The following is a 2,664-nucleotide window of genomic DNA, read 5'->3' as shown; positions in this document are numbered from 1 at the left end:
TTCGCAGGCGCCTGCGACTTACCGACAAATGCAGATGCGCTCACGATACCACCATCTGCAAAGCCTCTGCCTGCATTGATCGCATTGAGTGTTGGCAGACCGATCTTACGAACTGCGGCCGCACGAACGACATACTCCCCGTTCGACAACATCGCAGGAATACTGTCGCTCGTAGACGTGCCCGGACCGTAGATAATACCGCCACTTGCAAATTTCTGTCCTGCCAGCTTTGCACCTTTCGACCCTGCTTCATACTGATGCGTTACACCGATACCGAACATCATTTTGGCAGCGATCGGCCCCGGCGGATTGACGCCGTACATACTCAGCATTGCACATACTGCCGCAAATTCGGCAGCAGTCGTTACAATGTTATTGATGATGCTGTTAAGCACCTCTCTCATCGCCTGCCCAACCGATTTAGATCCATCGACGATACTGCCGACAGCCTGGCCGATAGACGAAGCAACATTGCGGCCGTAATCGATCCAGAGATCTGTCATCTGTTCTGCAATATCTCCCTGCGACAAACGCCATTCTAACAGCTGCTGCCGCAGCTCCTGTTCTTCCATTAAAGCCTCATACTTAGCAAGCTTTTCGCTCTCCAAATACGCGAGAAACTCCTCATGCGTCGCCGCATTGAGTGCCGCATCCATCTCTGCACGTGCCGCATTGAGCTGTGTATCCAGCTGAAGCTTTTTCGCATTCCCTGTTTTCGTTGCACTATCCCGAAGCTTTTCGGCATCCGTAATAGCCTGCTTCTGCTTCGCCAATACATCATCTATTGCCTTGATACGTTGATTACGTTCGCGCTCGATCTCCTCGTAGACAGCATCCGAGCCGCTCATACCTGCAAAATTGATGTCGACCTTCAGATCATCAAAGCTCTCCGTCAGCTGACGCGTTGCCTCCTGTGCCCTGCCAAGTGCTTCAGTGATACGATTAACCTCCTGCTCCTTGCGCTTCATATCATCATCAGTACTCTTTCGACTGCCGCCCGATCTTTTCGTACTGCCGCCCGTACGTCCGAAGCTGCTTCTGAATCGCTCTGTCACATCGGAGAACCAGTTAGAACCGCTTTTCTTTTCCTTCTCGTCATCGCCTGAAGAATTGCCTGCAGGTGTAGTCGCCACAGCTGCTTTTACCTCATCCTGGGCCGCGAGTACACGCTTGATCTCTGCAATACAGTTGTCTGCCCATGAGCAGACAGCATCAAACGCATCCGACAGCATCGTCTGGAAAGTCTTCAAGAAGTCCGGGCAATAGCCTCCCGCCTCATCAAGAGCACCACCGATAATACTGATGATGCCTTCGCCCAACTTCAGCACCGTTGCAATACCGCCCGCCGCCATCGCTACAAGCATCTCGGCGAGCATCGCGACCGCCTCAGCCGTCGCCTCCTCGATCGCCTGCCATGCATCGGAAGCCACTGCCGACAGATCGTCCCAATACGCATACAGTGCCGCGATCGCCGCACCGACTGCCGCCATACCTGCCACAAAAGGAGCCACAGGCGCAACAAGTCCCGCCAACGCGGCCACACCTGCCACACATGCAGCAACAAGACCACCTGCAATGACCGCCGCCAACGCACCCACCGCTATGATAACAGGCGCAGGCACAGCCTCTCTGATCGCCTCGCTGAAGCTCTTGCCCTGCTCTCTTGCCTCCATGAGCGCCTTACTGACACCGCCGACCACTTCCGACACTTCATTCAAAATACCCTTGATGTCGAACGTATCAACGAGATAATCGCCGACCGTTGCAAGTGCGATCTGCCCTGACTCGACGATACTCGACCACAGACCGCCCACTTCCTGCGACATCGCTTCCATTGCGCCCGAATACCGATCCTGCATCCCTGCCATGATAACGTCTGCTGCCATCTGTCCGTCGATCAGCCCCTGTTCGGAGGCCTTCCGTACCTCAGCTACGCTTTTCCCTGCCGCCTCAGCAAGCATCTCCCACGCAGGAATGCCCGCATTGGCAAGCTGATTCATATCCTGTGCATTCAATCGGCCGCTGACACGCATCTGGCCGAGCGCATATCCCATACGGTCGAGAAGCTCCGTATTGCCGCCGAAAGCCGCTGTTGCATCACCAAGAATACGCATCGTATCGACGACCTTATCCGCCTCTACGCCGAACGCCATCAGCTTCTGCGACGTGCTGACCACGCCTTGCACATCGAATGGCGTCTCTACCGCGAAATTCTGCAAGTCGGCAAGCATCGCTCTGCCCTTCTCCTGACTCTTCAGCATCGTCGAAAACGCGACTTCGTACTGCTTCATCTGTGACGAAGCCTTAACAGCAGACAATCCTGTATTGAAAATCGCCGTACCGACAGCCGCGATAGAGCCGATCGCCGTTGCCGCCATCACGCCCTTGAGAGCCGTATTGACGCTCAATATGCTCTCACGTGCCTGTGCGAGCTTACTCTTCAGTCCGTCCGATTCCTTACCGAGAGCCCGCATGCCCGATACAGGCGTTTTGGCGGAATCGTTCAGCTGCTTAAAATACTGCTGGATCCGCTCACCGTCACCGCTTACAGAATCGGTTGTATTCCTGATATGGAAAATAAGATAATAATCTTTTGCTTCGAGTGAAATCGGACTGAAGCCGTCAAACTTTTTATTGGCATTGGCACTGCCGTCTGTTATAAGC

General features: G+C 54.3%; 1 protein-coding gene. It reads right to left on the bottom strand.

The genetic code is table 11. The features are described from left to right. Positions 1–2,664 (bottom strand): tape measure protein (locus tag IJN28_03190; protein MBQ6712778.1); only part of this gene is annotated, 2,664 nt, incomplete at both ends.

This window comes from Selenomonadales bacterium (assembly GCA_017442105.1).
Classification (GTDB): domain Bacteria; phylum Bacillota; class Negativicutes; order RGIG982; family RGIG982; genus RGIG982.
The sequence above is the reverse complement of the archived record's forward strand: the minus strand, read 5'-3'. Positions and strand labels throughout refer to the sequence as shown.